Annotated in this window: 8 protein-coding genes; 5 read left to right on the forward strand and 3 right to left on the reverse strand. The window is 74.5% G+C overall.

The window, feature by feature from the left end:
• Nucleotides 1–17: 17 nt before the first annotated feature.
• Complete coding sequence (locus ACIBO1_RS26095) at nucleotides 18–851, reverse strand: 4'-phosphopantetheinyl transferase family protein (RefSeq protein ID WP_396750963.1); 834 nt, start codon at nucleotides 849–851, stop codon at nucleotides 18–20.
• A 179-nt stretch (nucleotides 852–1,030) separates the two neighbouring features.
• On the opposite strand from ACIBO1_RS26095, the gene ACIBO1_RS26100 reads away from it, so the two are divergent.
• Genes ACIBO1_RS26100 through ACIBO1_RS26120 form a run of 5 tightly spaced genes read left to right on the forward strand, consistent with a single transcriptional unit; the run spans nucleotide 1,031 to nucleotide 15,684 of the window.
• Nucleotides 1,031–7,501, forward strand: coding sequence for an amino acid adenylation domain-containing protein (locus ACIBO1_RS26100; protein ID WP_396750965.1), 6,471 nt, complete (start codon nucleotides 1,031–1,033; stop codon nucleotides 7,499–7,501).
• A complete protein-coding gene (locus tag ACIBO1_RS26105) occupies nucleotides 7,498–12,699 on the forward strand; it encodes an amino acid adenylation domain-containing protein (RefSeq protein WP_396750967.1) in 5,202 nt (1,733 codons plus the stop codon). Before ACIBO1_RS26100 ends, ACIBO1_RS26105 begins: the two co-directional genes overlap by 4 nt.
• Complete coding sequence (locus ACIBO1_RS26110; RefSeq protein WP_396750969.1) at nucleotides 12,696–13,769, forward strand: saccharopine dehydrogenase NADP-binding domain-containing protein; 1,074 nt, start codon at nucleotides 12,696–12,698, stop codon at nucleotides 13,767–13,769. The genes ACIBO1_RS26105 and ACIBO1_RS26110 overlap by 4 nt, the downstream gene beginning before the upstream one ends.
• Nucleotides 13,766–14,932, forward strand: coding sequence for a Gfo/Idh/MocA family oxidoreductase (locus ACIBO1_RS26115; protein WP_396750971.1), 1,167 nt, complete (start codon nucleotides 13,766–13,768; stop codon nucleotides 14,930–14,932). Before ACIBO1_RS26110 ends, ACIBO1_RS26115 begins: the two co-directional genes overlap by 4 nt.
• A complete protein-coding gene (locus ACIBO1_RS26120) occupies nucleotides 14,929–15,684 on the forward strand; it encodes an alpha/beta fold hydrolase (protein ID WP_350694659.1) in 756 nt (251 codons plus the stop codon). The genes ACIBO1_RS26115 and ACIBO1_RS26120 overlap by 4 nt, the downstream gene beginning before the upstream one ends.
• On the opposite strand, the gene ACIBO1_RS26125 is transcribed toward ACIBO1_RS26120, so the two are convergent.
• Together ACIBO1_RS26125 and ACIBO1_RS26130 are read right to left on the reverse strand one after the other, a co-directional pair.
• Nucleotides 15,659–17,254 (reverse strand): AMP-binding protein, encoded by a 1,596-nt coding sequence (locus tag ACIBO1_RS26125; protein WP_396750973.1) that lies wholly within the window; start codon nucleotides 17,252–17,254, stop codon nucleotides 15,659–15,661. The genes ACIBO1_RS26120 and ACIBO1_RS26125 overlap by 26 nt on opposite strands.
• Nucleotides 17,251–18,276, reverse strand: coding sequence for a methyltransferase (locus tag ACIBO1_RS26130; RefSeq protein WP_396750975.1), 1,026 nt, complete (start codon nucleotides 18,274–18,276; stop codon nucleotides 17,251–17,253). The genes ACIBO1_RS26125 and ACIBO1_RS26130 overlap by 4 nt, the downstream gene beginning before the upstream one ends.
• Between the last annotated feature and the right edge of the window lie 6 nt (nucleotides 18,277–18,282).

Genomic DNA, 18,282 nt, shown 5'->3' on the forward strand with positions numbered 1-18,282 from the left:
GAGATCACCCGGTCGCGCTAGGTCAGCAACTTATTGGAAATGTGTGTCGATGCGAAACCCGCCACACCGGAGCGGATCGGGTCGAGCAGTGAATTGCCGTCGTGAGTGGACACGACAAGGGTTCTGCCGAGGCTCGCTAGTGCGGCGGCGTACCCGGTGGGCGCGGCCAGGTCGGCGAGGTGCGGTCGGGCGACCGGGGTGGATGTGCCCGTCCAGCGCAGCATCCGGGCCGGCTGGTCCGGCGCGGACACCGTGATCGTGGCCGGGTCGACGGTCAGGCCGTCTCCGGTCGCCTTGACCAGTGCCTCCTTCCTGGTCCAGTAGCGGATGAAGGCGGCCGTGCGGTCCCGGTCGGCGGTGGCCGCGACCACCGCGCGCTCGACCGGGGACAGGGCGCGCCACGGGAGGTCCCGTCCGCGTACCGAGATCCGTTCGACGTCCACCCCGACCTCGGTGCGACCGGCGAACGCCACCGCACACCAGCGCCCGGAGTGCGCGACGGAGAACGTCACCGGTGCGGCGGGTACGCGCAGCACCGGCTTGCCGTGTGGACCGCCGCACTGTCGGCACACCGCCTCGAAACGCAACCCGGTGGCCGGGGTGTCGAGCATCCCGGCGAGCACCAGCCGGGTCAGCGCCCGGGCGGTGAGGTGTGTCGCGCGCGAGTGCGGGTCGGTGAACCCGGCGTGCCGGTCGCGTTCGGGCGCGGACAGCAGGGCGAGCAGGCGCTCGTCGTCCGGTGACCCGACCTCGGCCCACCAGACCTGGCAGGTGCCCTCCACGGGCGGGCCGGTCACCATCGCGGGTGCCACCTCTCCGCCGGTCACCACCGGGGTCTGACCGGCCGTCATGCCGTCGTATGTGGAGCCTATTGCAAGTAGCATGTTCTTTCTACTGTACGTATCCGTGTCGGCTTGTTACCTTGGCGTCGGCACGGACTCGTGTGGCGGTGCCGGACAACTCCGTCGAACAGGGGAGACCCAGATTGGGCGTCGAGGCCGAACACACACGACCCTTCACCCGGGACGGCATGCGGGACGACATCGCGGCCGTCCTCGGTGAACCACCCGGCACTGTCGCGGACGACGCCGACCTGCTTCAGCTCGGTCTCGACTCGATCGGTGTGATGCGACTGGTGGCCCGCTGGCACCAGCGGGGCGTGACGGTGAGCTTCGCGGAGCTGGTCGAGGGACGCACACTGGACGACTGGTGGGCAATGGTCGCCGGGCGGGCTCCCGCCGACGCGGTGACGTCCGACGCGCCGCCGCTGACCGTCGTCGACGCGGACGAACCCTTCGACCTCGCCGCGATGCAACACGCGTACTGGGTGGGGCGGGGCGACGGCCAGGCCCTCGGCGGCGTCGGCGCGCACTTCTACAACGAGTTCGACGGCAGCGGCGTGGACCCGGCCCGGCTCGACACCGCGGTCCGTGCCCTGCTGCGCCGACACGGGATGCTGCGGGCCCGCTTCGACGACGACGGCCGGCAGCGCATCCTGCCGGAGAGCCCCTGGCCCGGCCTGACCGTGCACGACCTGCGGGCCTACGACCACGCCGAGGCCGAGCGGACCCTGCTCGACCTGCGCGACCGGCTGTCGCACCGGCGGCTGGAGGTGGGCCGGGGCGAGGTCTTCGACGTGCAGCTCTCGCTGCTGCCCGACGGCGGTACGCGCTGCCACGTGCACATCGAGATGCTGGTGGCCGACGCGCACAGCTTCCGGATCCTGATGTCGGAACTCGCCCGCCTCTATCGGGACCCGGACGCCGAGCTGCCCGCGATCGCGCTGGACTACCCGAGCTACCTGGCGACCCTGCGTGAGCGCCGGGTCGGCGAGCGGGACGCGGACCAGGCGTACTGGCAGGCGCGGCTGCCCGAGCTGCCCGGCCCGCCGGAGCTGCCGCTGGCCGTGGACCCGCAGCAGGTCAGCGGCCAGCGGGTGGTCCGGCACCACCACTGGGTCGCCGCCGACCAGGTCGAGCGACTGACCCGCCGCGCCCGCACCTACGGGCTGACCCTGCCGGTGCTGTTCCTGGCCGCCTTCGGGCACGTGCTGGGCCGGTGGAGCGCCGCCGGCCGGTTCCTGCTCAACCTGCCGCTCTACGACCGGCAGCCGGTGCACCCGGACGTCGCCCACCTGGTCGGCGACTTCACCAACCTGCTGCTGCTGGAGGTGGACACCACCACCGAGCGCGACTTCGCCGCCTTCGCCCGCGCCGTGCAGGAGCGGCTGCGCGCCGACGCCGCCCACCCCGGCTACACCGGAGTGGACGTGCTGCGGGACCTGACCCGGCTGCGCGGCGGTACGCCCGTCGGCGCCCCGGTGGTCTTCACCAGCGCGCTCAGCCTCGGTGAACTGTTCGACGGCGAGGTGCGGGAGAGCTTCGGCGTACCCGGCTGGACCATGTCGCAGACCCCGCAGGTCTGGCTGGACGTGCAGGTCACCGAGCGCGAGCACGGGCTGTTCGTGAACTGGGACTGCGTCGAGGAACTCTTCCCGGCCGGGCTGGTCGGCGAGATGTTCGACGCGTACCTGCGGATCCTCGGCTGGCTGCTCGACGACGACGCCGACTGGGCCGCGTACCCGCCGGAGCTGCTGCCGGAGCGGACCCGGCAGGTCCGCGCGGCGGCCAACGACACGGCCCGTCCGGTCCGTCGTCGGCGACTGCACGACGACTTCTTCGCCCGGGCCGCCGCCGAGCCGGACCGCCCGGCGCTGCTCTGGGGCACCGACGGCCGGCTCGACTACGGCGACCTGGCCGCGCAGGCCGACCGCATCGCCGGAGCGCTGGTCGCCAACGGGCTGCGCCCCGGCGACCCGGTGGCGGTCACCGTCGAGAAGGGACCCCGACAGGTCGTCGCGGTGCTCGGCGTGCTGCGGGCCGGCGGCGTGTACGTGCCGGTCGGCGTCGACCAGCCGGCCGCCCGCCGGGCCCGGATCCACGCGGTGGCCGGGGTACGGCACGTGGTGGCCGGGGTTCCCCTGCCGGAGCTGCCCGCCGACCTGTGCGTGGTCGACGTGGCGGACCGCTCGTACCCGGCGGCCGGACCGGTACCCGGCAGCGACGACGACCCGGCCTACCTGCTGTTCACCTCCGGCTCCACCGGTGAGCCGAAGGGCGTGCAGGTGCCGCACCGGGCGGCAGTCAACACGATCGACGACATCGACCGGCGCTTCGACGTCGGCCCCGACGACCGGGTGCTCGCGGTCTCGGCGCTCGACTTCGACCTCTCCGTGTACGACATGTTCGGCATGCTGAGCGTCGGTGCGGCGTTGGTCTGCGTCGGCGAGGACGAGCGGCGTGACGCCGACCGCTGGGTGGAGCTGGTCCGGCGACACCGGGTGACGATCTGGCAGTCCGTGCCGGCGTTGCTGGACATGCTGCTGACCACCGGCACCGACGGCGACCTGCCGCTGCGACTGGCCCTGCTCGGCGGCGACTGGGTCGGGCTCGACCTGGCCGGACGGCTGGCCGCGCAGGCGCCGGGCGCGGTCCTGGTGGCGCTCGGCGGCACCACGGAGACCGCGATCCACTCCACCGTCCAGGTGGTGCCGGTGCCGGTGCCCGACGACTGGCGCTCGGTGCCGTACGGCGTGCCCCTGGCCAACCAGCTCATGCGGGTGACCGACCCGGCGGGCCGGGACCGGCCCGACTGGGTCACCGGCGAACTCTGGATCGGCGGCCGGTCGGTGGCCGACGGCTACCGCGGCGACCCCGCCCGCACCGCCGCGCAGTTCCGCGAGATCGACGGGGTGCGCTGGTACCGCAGCGGTGACCTGGCCCGCTACCACCCGGACGGCACCGTGGAGTTCCTCGGCCGGGCCGACGCCCAGGTGAAGATCCGGGGTCACCGGATCGAGCTGGGGGAGATCGAGACCGCGTTGGAACGGCACCCCGCCGTCCGCCGCGCGGTCGCGGTCGCCCTCGGTACGCCCCGACAACTCGCCGTCGCCGTCACCACCGACACCGACCTGGACCCGGCCGCGTTGCGTGACTGGCTGGCCGAGCAGGTGCCCGGGTACATGGTGCCCGAGCGGGTGGTGCTCACCGACGACCTGCCGCTGTCGGCCAACGCCAAGATCGACCGACGGGCGGTGACCCGGCTGGTCGAGGCCGCCGGCCCCGGCCCCGAGCAGCTCGATCCGCCGGTCGGCGACATCGAGCGTGAGGTGGCCCGGATCTGGGCCGACCTGCTCGGGGTACCCGCCGTCGGGCGGCGGCAAAGCTTCTTCACGGCGGGCGGCGACAGCCTGGTCGCCACCCGGTCGATGGCCCTGCTCACCGCCGCCGGGTTGGACGGTGCGAACCTGCGCCAACTCTTCGCCACCCCGGTGCTGGCCGACTTCGCCGCCACCCTGCGCCGCGCCGAGGGGAGCCGCCCGGTCGTCGCCGAGCTGCGATCCGACCCGGCCAACCGCTACGCGCCCTTTCCGCCCACCGACGTGCAGCGGGCGTACTGGCTGGGGCGCAGCAGCGAGTTCGCCCTCGGTGGCGTCGGCTCGCACTGGTACTGGGAGTTCGACGGCGCCGACGTCGACCTGGACCGGCTGGAGGACGCGGTCGACCTGCTGGTCACCCGGCACGACATGCTCCGCGCGATCTTCGACGACGACGGCGACCAGCGGGTGCTGGCCGAGGTGGACCGGTTCCGGATCACCGTCCACGACGGCGGTGACGCCGAACTGCGCGACCTGCGGGAGCGGATGGCCCACCGGGTCCCCGACCCGAGCCGCTGGCCGCTGCTGGCGATCGCCGCCGTCCGGTACGCCGACGGCCGGGTCCGCATCGGGTTCAGCTTCGACTACATCGTGCTCGACGCGCTCAGCATCGTGATCTTCTTCGACGAGCTGACCACGCTCTACACCGACCCGGCGGCATCGCTGCGGCCGGTCGGGGTGACCTTCCGCGACTACGTGCTGGCCGACTCGTCGGCCGTGGAGGACGACCAGCGGTACTGGCGGGAGCGGCTGGACCGCCTCCCGCCCGCGCCGCCGCTGCCGCTGGCCGTGGACCCGGAGACCGTGGTCGCCCCGCGCTTCGTCCGCCGGGAGGACCGGCTCGACCCGACCCAGTGGGCCCGGCTGACCGAGCAGGCCCGCCGGCACGGGGTGACCCCGGCCAGCGTCCTGGCCGCCGCCTTCGCCGAGGTGCTGTCGGCCTGGTGCGGTCGCGGGGAGCTGACTCTCAATCTCACCCTGTTCAACCGCCGTGACGTGCACCCCGACATCAACAACATCCTCGGCGACTTCACCTCCCTGCTGCTGCTGGCGCACCGGGCGGGGGAGGGGGACACCTGGCTGGACGTGGTCCGACGGACCCAGGAGCAGGTCTGGGAGGGGATGGCCCACGACTCGGTCTCCGCGCTGTGGGTGCTGCGCGATCTCGCCCGCCGCCAGCAGGGCGGCGCGGTGAGCATGCCGGTGGTGTTCACCAGCGCCCTCGGCGTCGCCGGTGGCATGAGCGAGATGTCGTTCCCCTTCGGCGAGCTGGTCTGGGGCATCTCGCAGACTCCGCAGGTCTGGCTCGACAACCAGGTGATGGAGCGCGACGGCGGGCTGGTCTACAACTGGGACTCGGTCGACGAACTGTTCCCGGCCGGACTGCTCGACGCCATGTTCGACGCGTACCGGGAGCTGCTGCTGCGGCTGACCACGGCGGAGTGGGACGCGGTGCCCCCGGCCCCGCTGCCGGCGACGCAGCGGCGGGTCCGTGACACGGTCAACGACACCACCGGCCCGCTGCCGACCGGCCTGCTGCACACCGGCTTCTTCACGCACGCCACCGCCACGCCCGACGCCACGGCCGTGGTGACCGCCGACGGCGTGGCGGTCGACTACCGCGAGCTCGCCGTGCGGGCGCTGCGCCTCGGCGGGGCGTTGCGCGCGCACGGCGTCCGGCCCGGCGACGCCGTCGCGGTCACCCTGCCGCGCGGCGTCGACCAGGTCGCCGCGGTGCTCGGCGTGCTCGCGGCGGGCGGCCACTACGTCCCGGTCGGCGTCGACCAGCCGGCCGAACGCCGCGACCGGATCTACTCCCGAGCCGGGGTACGCGCCGTCGTCGCCCGGCCCGACCTGGACACCGGGCATCCGGTGCTGGCGCCGGAGACGCCCGCCACCCCGCTGCCCGCACCCGTCGAGGTGGACCCGGAGCAACTCGCCTACATCATCTTCACCTCCGGCTCCACCGGTGAGCCGAAGGGCGTGGAGATCACCCACCGGGCGGCGCTGAACACCGTCGACGACATCAACACCCGCTACGGCGTCGGTCCCGAGGACCGGGTGCTGGCCATCTCGGCGCTCGACTTCGACCTCTCCGTGTACGACCTGTTCGGGCTGCTCGGCGTCGGCGGCGCGGTGGTCTGCGTCGCCGACGAGGACCGGCGGGAGGCGCGCCGGTGGGCCGCCGCCGCCCGCAGCGCCGGCGTCACGGTCTGGAACTCGGTGCCCGCGCTGCTGGACATGCTGCTGGTCGCCGCCGACAGCGACGGTCTGCCCGACCGGCTGCGGCTGGCCCTGCTCTCCGGCGACTGGGTCGGGCTCGACCTGCCCGGCCGACTGCGCGACCGGTGCCCCGAGGCCCGGTTCGTCGCACTCGGCGGGGCCACCGAGGCGGCCATCTGGTCCAACGCCTGCGAGGTCGACGTGGTGCCCGCGCACTGGCGGTCCGTGCCGTACGGGCTGCCGCTGCGCAACCAGCGCTACCGGGTGGTCGATCCCCGCGGCCGGGACTGCCCGGACTGGGTGCCCGGTGAGCTGTGGATCGGCGGCGTCGGGGTGGCCCGGGGCTACCGGGGTGACCCGGAGACCACCGCACGACAGTTCGTCACCGTGGACGGAGCGCGGTGGTACCGCACCGGGGACCTCGGCCGGTACTGGCCCGACGGCACGCTGGAGTTCCTCGGCCGGGTCGACTTCCAGGTCAAGATCCGTGGGCACCGGATCGAGCTGGGGGAGATCGAGGCGGCAGCGGAGGCGTACGCCGGGGTGGCCCGCGCCGTCGGGCTGACCGTCGGCGAGGGTACGCACCGGCGGCTGGCGCTGGCCGTGGTCGCCGCCGACGAGCCGGTCGACGAGGCGGCGCTGCTCGGCTTCCTGGCGTCTCGGCTTCCCAGCTACATGGTGCCGGAGCGGGTGGTCGGCGTACCCGGGCTGCCGCTGACCGCCAACGGCAAGGTGGACCGTCGGGCGTTGACCGCCCAGGTGGACACCGAACCCGACGACGCGGCCGACGAGAGCCCGCGCGGGGACAGCGAGAAGCTGATCGCCGAGATCTGGGCCGAGGTGCTCGACTGCGAGCGGATCGGCCGGCAGCAGAGCTTCTTCGCCCTCGGCGGGGACAGCCTGCTGGCCACCCGGCTGGTGGAGACGCTGCGGCTGCGCCACGGGGTGGAGCTGTCGCTGCGGCAACTGTTCCTGGCGCCGACCGTGGCGCAGTTTGCAGACGTCTTCGACGCCCACCGCGGCGCGGTGGAACCCGGTGACTTCGAGGAGGGCACGATATGAGTCAGTCGTCCGCCGGTGACCTGCTCGCCGAGCTGGAGAGCGTGGGGGTACGGGTCTGGTTGGAGGCCGGTCAACTGCGCTTCCGGGCACCGCAGGGGGCGATGACGCCGGATCGCCGCGAGGCGTTGCGCGCCCGCCGCGACGAGATCGTGGCGCACCTCGACAACGCCGCCGGCAACGGCACCCTGGTCCCCGACCGGGCGCACCGGCACGACCCGTTCCCGGTCACCGACGTGCAGGCGGCGTACCTGCTCGGGCGGGGCGAGACGTTCGCGTACGGCGGCGTCGCCTGCCACGGCTACGGCGAACTGGTCTATCCCGAGCTGGACCCGGAGCGGATGACCGCCGCCTGGCGGGCCCTGATCGCCCGGCACGACATGCTCCGCGCGGTGGTGGAGGCCGACGGCGCGCAGCGCGTGCTGGCCGAGGTGCCGCCGTTCGAGGTGCCGGTGATCGACCTGACCGGCCGTCCCGAGGCGGTGGTGGAGGCGGCGGTCAGCGCGGTCCGCGCCGAGATGGACCACCTGGTGCACACGCCCGACCGGTGGCCGCTGTTCGCCGCCCGGATCACCCGCGCCGACCACCGGACCGTGCTGCACGTGTCGATCGACTTCCTGATCGCCGACTTCATCAGCGTCCAGGTGGTCCTCGACGAGCTGCACCGGCTCTATCACCGGCCGGACGAGCCGCTGCCGCCCCTGGAGATCACCTTCCGGGACTACCAGCTCGCCGAGCGCGCGGTGCGGGAGAGCCCGCGCCACGAGCGGGACAAGCAGTGGTGGCTGGCCCGGGTCGACGACCTGCCGGCCGCGCCGGAACTGCCCACGGTGGCCCGTCCCGCCGACAGCGAGGGCCGCTTCCGCCGCTGGGAGACCCGGCTGTCGCCGCAGGTCTGGGAGGGGCTGCGGCAGCGCGCCGGTCGACACGGGGTCAGTCCGTCCGGTGCGGTGCTGGCCGCGTTCTCCGACACCATCGCCGCGTACAGCCGGCGGTCCCGGTTCACCCTCGACATCACCCTGCTCAACCGGGCACCGGTGCACGATCAGGTCAACGCCCTGGTCGGTGACTTCACCTCGGTGGACCTGCTGGCCGTGGACGCCGACCCGACCCGCCGGTTCGACGAGCGGGCCCGGGACCTGCAGGCCCAGCTCTGGGAGGACCTGGACCACCGCTCGTTCAGCGGCATCGAGGTGATGCGGGAGATCGCCCGCCGGCAGGGCGCCGAGGCGGCGCTGTTCCCGGTGGTCTTCACCAGCGCCATCGGCATCACCTCGGCAGGGGCCGCCGCCGACGGCGCGCCGCTGGGCGAGCTGGGCTACGGGATCAGCCAGACGCCGCAGGTCTGGATCGACTGCCAGAACATCGAGCGCGACGGCGGCCTGGTGTCCAACTGGGACGTCCGGGAGGAGGTCTTCCCGCCCGGCGTGGTCGACGGCATGTTCGCCGCGTACGACGCGTTGCTGCACCGGCTGGCCGGCGACGACGCGGCCTGGACCGGGACCGGGCACCCGGACCCGCCCGAGGCGACGCGGGACCGCCGCGCCGAGACCAACCGGACGCAGGCGCCGGTCCCCGCCGGGATGCTGCACGACCGGGTGGTGTTGCAGGCGCTGAGCACCCCGGACCGGCCCGCCGTCGTCGCCGCCGACCGCACGCTGGACTACGCCGAACTGCTCGGCCGGGCCGCCGGGGTGGCCGAGGCGCTGACCGCCGCCGGCTGCCGCCGCCAGGAACTGGTCGCGGTGGTCATGGACCGGGGCTGGGAGCAGGTCGTCGCGGTGCTCGGCGCGTTGCTGGCCGGCTGCGTCTACGTACCGGTGGACACCTCGCAACCGGCGGCGCGCCGCCGGACCATCCTGACCAACGCCGGGATCCGCTGCGCACTCACCCAGTCCGCAGTGGACCGCGACGGCTGGGCCGAGGGGCTGCGCCTGCTCGACGTGGACCTGCTGGGCACCGGGCAGCCGCAGCCGGTCGAGGGCTCCGGCGACCCGGAGGAGTTGGCGTACGTCATCCACACCTCCGGCTCCACCGGCGCACCCAAGGGCGTCATGATCAATCACCGGGGCGCGGTGAACACGGTGCTCGACATCAACGACCGCTTCGGCGTCGGCCCCGACGACCGGGTGCTCGGCCTCTCCAACCTCGGCTTCGACCTGTCGGTGTACGACATCTTCGGGCCGCTGTCGGTGGGCGGTGCGGTGGTGCTGCCCGACCCGCAGCGCCGGGGCGACCCGTCGCACTGGGCCGACCTGGTCGGCACGCACGGCGTCACGGTCTGGAACTCGGTGCCCGCCCAGTTGCAGATGCTGCACGACTACCTCGTCTCGGCCACGGACACCGTGCCGGCCGGGCTGCGGCTGGCGATGCTCTCCGGCGACTGGATCCCGGTGGCGCTGCCGGACCAGATCCGCGCCCGGGTGCCCGGACTGCGGATCGTCAGCCTCGGCGGGGCGACCGAGGCGTCCATCTGGTCGATCTGGTATCCGATCGAGCAGGTCGACCCCCAGTGGCGCAGCATCCCGTACGGTCGTCCGCTGACCAACCAGAGCTTCCACGTGCTCGACGCGGCCCTGCGGCCCCGCCCGGACCTGGTCAGCGGTGAGTTGTACATCGGCGGCGTGGGGCTGGCGGTGGGCTACCTGAACGACCGCGAGCGCACCGCCGAGCGCTTCGTCGTGCACCCGCAGACCGGTGAGCGGCTGTACCGCACCGGTGACCTGGGCCGGTACCTGCCCGACGGCACCATCGAGTTCCTCGGCCGGGAGGACCTCCAGGTCAAGATCCGGGGCTACCGGATCGAGCTGGCCGAGATCGAGGCGGCGCTGGGCGGACACCCGGCGGTCGCCGGGGCGGTCGTGGTGGTCGACGGGGACACCCCGCTGGAGCGCCGGCTGGCCGCGTTCGTCGAACCGGCCGGACGTGCGGTCACCGCCGCACAGGCCGAGCACGACCAGGCGGCCGTCGGGCAGCTCGGCGAGGACGCCTGCGCCGACGCGGACAGCACGCTCGCCGGTGTCGACCGGGACCGCTACCTCGCGTACGCGCACCGGCTGGACGACGTCGCGCTGCCGGCCATGGTGGACGCGTTCCGCGCCGCCGGGCTGTTCGCCGCCGGCAGCCGGCACCCGCTGGCGGACCTGTTGGAGACCGCGCACGTCGCGCCCCGCCACCACCGGCTGGTCCGGCGCTGGCTGCGCGCGCTCACCGGCGCCGGCCTGCTCGACCAGGACGCCGACGGCCGGTACGGGCTGACCCCGGCGGGCGCGGCGGCGGACACCGACGCCGGATGGCGGGAGGTCGCGCAGCTCGCCGACGCCGAGGACCGGGACCTGCTGGACTACTTCCGGGCCAGCACCGCGCAACTGCCCGCGCTGCTGCGCGGCGAGGACGACCCGCTGGCGCTGCTGTTCCCGCAGGGCCGGGTGGACGTCTCGCAGGGCCTCTACGAACGCACGCTGTTCAACCGGTGGGCCAACGAGGCGGCGGCGGCCCTGGTGCGGCGGATCGCCGAGCAGCGGATCGAACCCGGTGCGCTGCGGGTGCTGGAGGTGGGGGCCGGGGCCGGTGGCACCACCGCCGCCGTGCTCGCCGCGCTGGACGGGCACGAGGTGGACTACCTGGCCACCGACCTGTCCCCGTTCTTCCTCGGCGAGCTGCGGACCCGGTTCGGCGAGCGGCCCGGCCTGCGCCTGGAGGCGGTCGACATCGACCGGGACCTGGCCGGGCAGGGGCTCTCCCCGAACTCCTTCGACGTGATCGTGGCCGGCGACGTGCTGCACGCCAGCGCCGACGTGGGCCGGGCGCTGGACCGGCTGCGCGAGGTGCTCGCCCCGCAGGGCTGGCTGGTCGCCTGCGAGATGACCCGCGACCACCACCAGATCATGACCTCGCTGGAACTGCTGGTCCGGGTGGACGAGGCCACGGCCGACTTCACCGACCTGCGGCAGGGCACCGAGCAGGTGTTCCTCGACCGACGCTCCTGGCTGGACGTGCTGGGCGCGGCGGGCGCGACCCAGCCGCTGTGCCTGCCCGAGCCGGACGGCTTCATCGCCGAGCTGGGCATGTGCGTGCTCGCCGCCCGCTTCAAGACCGACCGGGTGCGGATCTCCCGCGACGACCTGACCGAGCACCTGGCCGGGCGGCTGCCGCAGTACATGGTGCCGTCGGTGGTCCAGGTCGTCGACGCCCTGCCGCTCAACGCCAACGGCAAGATCGACCGGGCGGCGTTGCGCCGTCGACTGCCCCGACGGGGCACGGCGACCGCCGCCGGGTCCTCCGGTGCCCTCGGCAGCGACCTGGAACGCCGGATCGCGGCGGTGTGGGCCGAGGCGCTGCGGCTGCCCCGGGTCGGCCGGGACGAGAACCTCTTCGAACTCGGCGGGGACTCCCTGGTCGCGGCGCAGATCACCGGCCGGATCCTGGAGGAGGTCCCGCAGGCCGCCGGTCTCTTCTTCGACCAGTTGCTGCGGCAGGTGCTGGAGCAGCCCACGGTGGCCGCCCTCGCCGGGCACGTCGAGGCGGAGTCGGCCACCCCGGTCACCGCGTCGCCGTCGGAGCCGGCCACGTCGAGCGGGGACGGGCTGTCGCTGCGGCACGAGGGCGCCGAGGGGGTGCCCTGGGTGTTGGTGCCCGGCGGCGCGGACGCCGACCCGTACGCGGGTCTGGTGCCGCACCTGGCGGCGACCGGACCGGTGCTCGGGTTGGCCCCGGGCGCGGCCGACGACCTGCTCCGGGTCGCCGCCGCGCAGGCCCGGCTGGTCACCGCGGCCGGACACCCGGCGGTACGGCTGGTCGGGTACGGCCTCGGCGCCACGGCCACGCTGGAGGTGGCCCGGTCGCTGATCGAGGCCGGCGGGCAGGTCGACGCGGTGGTGCTGATCTCGCCGTGGCGGCCGACCCCTGGCGGTGACCCGGCGGCGGCGTACCGGGCGGAGACCGGCGGCGCGGAGCCCGGCGAGGACTTCGCCGCGCGACTGGCGGCCGTCGCCCGACACGAGCCGACGCTCTACGCCGGTGACCTCGTCGTGCTGCGGCCCACCGGCGCGGTGCCCTACGACGCGCAGGACCTGGAGTTCTGGCCCGACCTGTGCCTGGGCGACGTCCGCACGGTCGACGTGGACGCCGACCATCTGACGGTGCTGGGTCCGGCGGCCGGGACCGCGCTGGCGGCCCTCGACCCGGAGCCGGCGCGGTGACCGCTGTCGCCGTGCTCGGCGCCTCCGGGGCGGTCGGGCGGGCGGCGGTGGCGCTGCTGCGGTCCTGGGACGTCGGCCCGCTGCGGGTCGGCGCCCGGCGTCCCCCGCAGCTCGACGGCGTCGACCGGATGGTCGTGGACGCCCGCGACGCGGCCGACCTGGCCCGGTTCTGCGCCGGTGCCCGGGTGGTGCTCAACTGCGCCGGCCCGGCCGTGGAACTGGTCGACCAGGTGGCCCGCGCGGCGGTGGCGGCCGGTGCCGACTACGTCGACGCGGCCGGTGACGACGCGCTGCACGCCGCGGTGGCGGCGGTGACCGACGGCAGCGGTCGGACGGCCGTGGTGTCGGCCGGCATGATGCCGGGACTGACCGGGCTGCTGCCCCGGCTGTTGGCCGCCCACCTGACCGACGGCGAGCGGCTGACCGGCTACGTCGGTGGGCGGGACCGGTTCACCCTGACCGCCGCCGTGGACTACGTCGCCGCCGACGAGAGTTTCGGCTGGCCCGCCGCGGCCTGGCGGGACGGCCGGGTGGTGCGCAACGCGCTGCGCCCGGTGCCGGAGCTGACCCTGCCGTGGTTTCCCGAGCCGGTCACCGCGCAGCCCTACCTGGGCACCGAGACCGCCCGGGTGGCCGCCGCGCTGGGGCTGCGACAGGTCGACTGGTATTCGGTCTTCGCCGGTGAACGGGTGCTGGCCGCGCTGCGGGCCGTCCCCGGGGCCGCCGAGGGCGGGCACCGGGAGGCCGGCGAGCGACTGTGCCGGGCGGCGGAGCTGGACCTGTTCGGCCACCCGGCGTACCAGAACCTGGTGGTCACCCTCTCCGGGCCGAGTGGGGAGCGGACCGCCGTGGTCCGCAGCACCGGCGCCAGCGAACTCACCGGCAGCATCGCCGCGCTGACGGCCCGGGCGGTGCTGGCCGGCGCGGTGCCGCCGGGCGTCTGGCACGCCGACGAGGTCCTCGATCCGATCGCCACCGTCACCGAACTGGCGGCGGTGCCGGCGGTGCCGCTGGCCACCGTGGTGGCGGACGTCTCCGCCGTCGAGCAGTACGAGGAGGACGTGATATGAAGCGACCCACCCGGGTGGTCGTCTGCGGCACCCGGTTCGGCCAGGTCTATCTGGAGTCCTTCCGCGAGGTGGACCCGAGCTTCCAGCTCTCCGGTGTCCTCGCCGGTGGCAGCGACCGGTCCCGGGCCTGCGCCGCGCACTACGGCGTGCCGCTGTACACGGCGGTGGACCAGTTGCCCGACGACATCGACATCGCCTGCGTGGTCATCCGGGGCGGGCTGCTCGGTGGCCGTGGCTCCGAGCTGGCCATGGAGTTGATGGCGCGGGGGGTGCACGTGCTCCAGGAGCACCCGCTGCACCACGACGAGCTGGCCCGCTGCCTGCGTCAGGCCCGCCGGCACAAGGTGGTGTACCAGCTCAACCCGTTCTATCGGCACATCACGCCGGTCCGCCGGTTCCTCGGCGCGGCGGGCGAGCTGCTGCGTCGCCAGCCACCGCGCTACCTCGACGTGGCCTGCGGCTTCCAGCTGGCGTACTCGCTGCTGGACCTGCTCGGTCAGGCGCTCGGCGGGGTGCGACCGTGGCGGTTCACCGAGCTGCCGGCGCTGCCCCCGACGGTCACCTCGGCGACCGAACTGGACCTGCCGTTCCGCAGCCTGGACGGGGTGCTGGCCGGAGTGCCGGTGACGCTGCGGGTGCAGAACCAGATGGATCCGGCCGACCCGGACAACTACGCCCACCTGATGCACCGGATCACCATCGGCACCGAGGCCGGCAACCTCACGCTGGTGGGTACGCACGGCCCGACGGTGTGGACCGCCCGGCCCGACTTCCCCCGCGAGGTCGCCGGCATCGGCGCCGACCCGCACTTCGCCGCCGACCGGGACACCAGCACCCCGAGCGCGGTCACCTTCGGCCCGAGCGAGGTGCCGCACTACGACACGGTCTTCGGCACCACCTGGCCGCAGGGCGTCCGGCGGGCACTGTGGACCCTGCGGGACACCGTCGAGCGGGGCGAGGACCCGCTGCGGCAGGGGCAGTACCACCTGACGCTGTGCCAACTGTGGCAGGAGCTGACCGCGATCCTCGGCCCACCGGAGCTGGTCTCCGCCGAGCCGCCCCGGATGCTCGGCGCGGAGGACCTGGCGGCCCTGGCGGCGGCCGGTGAGGCGGCGGCGGCCGACCCGGCGGACGCGCGGGAGCCGGCGGGGGTGGGCGGGTGACCTCGGTCGAGACCAGCGCGCGACGGTGGCTGCGCTGCTACCGGCCCCGGCCGGCGGCCACCGTGCGCCTGGTCTGCTTCCCGCACGCCACCGGCAGCGCCCCGTTCTATCGGAGCTGGGCCCGGGAGTTGCCGGACGACGTCGAGGTGCTGGCGGTCCAGTACCCGGGCCGGCTGGACCGGATCGCCGAACCCGCGCTGACCGCCATGCCGGTGCTGGCGGACATGGTCACCGACGTGCTCGCGCCCCGGCGTGACCTGCCGATCGCCCTGTTCGGCCACAGCATGGGCGCCGCCGTCGCGTACGAGGTGGCGCGCCGGCTGGAGCGGCGGCACGCCGCGCCGCTGGCGCACCTGTTCGTCTCGGGACGTCCCGCGCCGTGCCACCACCGGCCGGGCAGCAAGCACCTCGGCCCGGACGACGACCTCTGGGACGAGCTGCGCCGGTTGGGCGGCACCGACCCGGCGGCGCTGGAGAACCCGCAGCTCCGGTCGGCGCTGATGCCGACGCTGCGGGCGGACTACCGGCTGATCGAGAGCTACCGCCCGGTCGACGCCGCGCCGTTGGCCACACCCATCTCGGCGTTGGTCGGCGACGTGGACACCGAGGCGGCGGTGGACGAGGTGGCGGCCTGGGCCGGCTACACCCGGGCCGCCTTCGACCTGACCGTCTTCGACGGCGACCACTTCTATCTGGTGCCGCACCGGACGAAGGTGCTGGCCGGCGTCATCCGGAGCCTCGGCCTGACCTGACCGTGCCCGCCGCGTCGTGCGGCGGGTGCGCGGACCCGTCCAGGTGCCGCCGCCACAGCTGACGCCGTCTCGGCTTGCCGCTGGTGGTACGCGGGATGGTGCCGGACGGCACCGGCACCACGTGCACGTCGGCCCCCGGCACCAGCGGCGCGACCAGGGCGGGGATCCGGGGCAGCCAGTCCGGCCGGGGATGTTCCAGATAAGCCACCACGGTCGGGGCGCCCGCCACCAGGCCGAGCACGGTGGCCAGCCGTCCGGGCGGCGCGTCCAGGGCCGCGCCGAGCACCGCGTCGACGTCCTCGGCGAAGACGGTCCGCCCGTGGACCTTCAGGCTGTCGCCGAGGCGGCCCAGCACGAAGAGTTGCCCGTCCCGCAGGAAGCCGGCGTCGCCGGTGCGGACCGTGCCGTCGAAGGGCGGGCCGCCCGCGTAACCGTCGGCGACCGACGCGCCGCCGACCACGATCTCACCGACCGTCCCGTCGTCGACCGGTCGGGCGTCGTCGTCGACCACCGCGATCCGGGCCCCGGTCACCGGCCCACCGCAGCCCACCACGGGTACGCCGTCCGGGCCGGGCACCTGCCGCCACCCGGTCCGCAGCGGCAGCCCGGTCACCGCCAGCGTCGCCTCCGCCAGCCCGTACGCGGGCAGCAGCGCCTCGCGGCGCAGCCCGTGCGGAGCGAGCAGGTCGGCGAAGGCGGCCAGGGTGGCCGGGGGGATCCGTTCGGCGCCGACGATGACCGCCCGCCACTGCCGGAAGTCCAGCCCGGCGAGCTGCTCGGGGCGGACCCGCCGCAGCACGTGCGCCAGTCCGAAGCCGGGCATCGCGGTCAGCCGGGCCCCGGCGCGGCCGAAGCACTCCAGATACCGGCTGGGACGCCGGACGAACTCCGCCGGGGTGAGCAGCCACAGGTCGGCACCGGTGACGACCGGTGCGAGCAGGCACCCGACCAGACCCATGTCGTGGTGCACCGGCAGCCACGAGGCGGTCGCGTCGTCGGGCGTCATCTCCAGCCAGTCCCGGACCGCCGCGATGTTGGCCTCCAGGGCGGTACGCGGCACCCGCACCCCGCGTACCGCGCCGGTGGTGCCGGAGGTGAACTGGAGCAGCGCCACCGTGGCGGGCGCGACCACCACCGGCTCCGCCGCCTCGGCGGGCAGGTCCGCGACGTCGACCGTGGACACCCCGGCGTCGGCCGCCGCCCGGGCCACCGAGGGCGCGGACGCGCCGTCGACCACCAGCAGCCGGGGCCGCATCGCCGTCAGGGCCGCGCTCAGGTGCTCGGCGTACCGGTCGGGGTCGCCGAAGGCAGCGGGCGGGGCGAGCGGGGAGACCGTCGCCCCGGCCAGCAGCGCGCCGAACAGGGTGCCGACGAATCCAGGCCCGGAGGGCAGCACCACCCCGACCACGTCGTCCGGGCGTACGCCCCGCGCGGCCAGCCCGGCGGCGTGTCCATGGGCCAGCCGGGCCAGCCGCGCGTACGACCACCGGTCCCAGTCCCCGTCCGGGCGGGAGAACCGGATGCCCCGGTCGGCGCGCGGCTGCGCCAGCCAGGACAGCAGCCCGGTCATACCGGTCGGGCCTCGATCACCGGGAACATCGGGGTCTGCGTCGCCTCGACCAGTTCCAGCCCGGCGCCGGCCAGGATCGCCCGTTGCTCGTCCAGGCTGCGCGCGCCGCCCGCGCTCAACGTCAGCATCAGCATGTCCATCCGGCGGGCCAGCGGGGTGCTCTCCGCCTCGGACTGCCGTCCGGCCTCGAGGATGAACACCCGGCCCTGCGGGGACATCGCGGCCCGGATGCGGCGCAGCACCCCGGTCGCCTCCTCGTCGCTCCAGCTGTAGAGGATCCGCTTGAGCACGTACGCGTCGCCGCCGGCGGGGATGTCGTCGGTGAGGAAGCTGCCGGGCACCACGCGTACCCGGTCGGTGACGCCGGCCGTGGCGAACGTCTCCGGCGCGTTCGCCACCACGCCGGGCTTGTCGAACAGCACACCGCGCATCCGGGGGAAGCGGCCCAGCAGGTCGGCGAGGAAGCGGCCGTTGCCGCCGCCGACGTCGACCACCGTGCCGAAGCGGGACCAGTCCGAGGCGCGCAGGATTGCCTCCAGCTCCATCCCGGTGACCCCGCTCATCACCTTGTCGAACGCCTCGCCGTCGCCGGGGTGCTGCCCGAAGTGGTCCCACATGCCGACGCCGTGCACCGCGTCGAAGGCGCCCTCACCGGTGCGCAGCGTGTGGTCCAGGCCCTCCATCGCCCGGGTGCACACCACGGGGGAGAGGAAGATGTCCCGGGCCGAGTACGGGTGGTCGGCCCGCAGCAGGTCGGCCATCGGGGTCAGCCCGAACTCGCCCGGCGTGACCTCGGCGAACAGGTCCCGGGAGGCCAGGTACCGCAGCGCCTTGGTCAGCGAGGGCTCATGGGCGTCGCAGGCGCGGGCCAGGTCGGCGGCGGCCATCGGCCCGTCGGCGAGCTGGTCGGCCACCCGCAGCAGGCAGACCGCCCGGATCGTGTACGGCAGCAGGTAGTCGCCCACCTCCATCAGCCGCAGGATGGCCGGTACGTCGATCCGGGGACGTCGTCTCGTCAGCATCGCTGC

Source organism: Micromonospora sp. NPDC049903, from assembly GCF_044460945.1.
In the GTDB taxonomy this organism is placed as follows: Bacteria; Actinomycetota; Actinomycetes; order Mycobacteriales; family Micromonosporaceae; genus Micromonospora.